This window comes from Bradyrhizobium sp. Kon69 (assembly GCF_055807515.1).
This window is the reverse complement of the sequence record NZ_JBVVOS010000188.1, coordinates 1-345: the sequence shown is the minus strand read 5'-3', so window position 1 is coordinate 345 and position 345 is coordinate 1. Positions and strand designations below refer to the sequence as shown.

The following is a 345-nucleotide window of genomic DNA, read 5'->3' as shown; positions in this document are numbered from 1 at the left end:
CTACACCTGGCTGTTTCGTGGCACGCCGCTGATTCTGCAGTTGCTGCTGTGGTTCAACCTGGCGCTGATTTTCCCGGTGATCGCCATCCCCGGTCTGTTCAGCATCGACACCGTGGACCTGATGACGCCGTTCGTGGCCGCCCTGCTCGGCCTGAGTATCAACCAGGGTGCCTACACCGCCGAAGTGGTACGTGCCGGCCTGTTGTCGGTGGACACCGGCCAGTACGAAGCCGCCAAGTCCATCGGCATGCCCAGCCTGCAGGCGCTGCGCAGGATCATTCTTCCGCAGGCCATGCGCGTGATCATTCCGCCGGTGGGCAACGAGTTCATCAGCATGGTGAAAAT

The 345-nt window shown here is 61.7% G+C and carries 1 protein-coding gene; it reads left to right on the top strand.

Features of this window, described 5'->3' with window-relative positions; genetic code table 11:
- Window positions 1–345: ABC transporter permease subunit (locus tag AC0L3U_RS38765; protein WP_473365017.1), on the top strand; the 345-nt coding region annotated here is incomplete at both ends.